The following is a 603-nucleotide window of genomic DNA, read 5'->3' as shown; positions in this document are numbered from 1 at the left end:
ACAATTGCTGGCTGCTTTGCTGTTCCTTTCCCATACTATCTAATAGGTGTCGCCATCTTCTGCTATCAGCGGTTTGAAATAACCTCGGCTAAAGTCACATTTCGTATCGACATCCATTTTAATTTAAGTTAGCTTTAGAAGTATAGACGTCTAGATTGACTAAGCTTAGGGAGAGAAAGTCGTGCCAATTAGAATTCCAGATCAACTACCTGCTTCAGATGTACTAAGGACAGAGAACATCTTTGTAATGAGCGAAACTCGTGCCGCGAGTCAAGAAATACGTCCTTTGCGAGTACTGATTCTGAATTTGATGCCCAAGAAAATCGAAACAGAAACGCAGTTTCTTCGCCTTCTTTCAAACAGTCCATTGCAAGTAAACGTCGAGCTACTGCGCATCGATAATCGACCAAGCAAAAACACACCAACCGAGCATTTAGATACGTTTTACCGTCAGTTTGAGATGGTAAAAGGGAAGAATTTCGATGGTCTTATCATCACTGGTGCGCCACTTGGTCTGGTGCAATTTGAAGATGTGATCTATTGGGATCATTTAAAAACCATCATGGAATGGGCAAAAGACCATGTTACCTCGACGTTGTATGT

1 protein-coding gene is annotated in these 603 nt (G+C 41.6%); it reads left to right on the top strand.

All coding sequences use genetic code 11. The annotated features are described in order from the left end of the window. Window positions 1–181: 181 nt before the first annotated feature. The coding region (locus R8N47_RS26625; RefSeq protein WP_318186286.1) for a homoserine O-acetyltransferase/O-succinyltransferase family protein at window positions 182–603 on the top strand (422 nt) is incomplete at its 3' end.

The organism is Vibrio sp. 2132-1 (genome assembly GCF_033344315.1).
The sequence above is the reverse complement of the archived record's forward strand: the minus strand, read 5'-3'. Positions and strand labels throughout refer to the sequence as shown.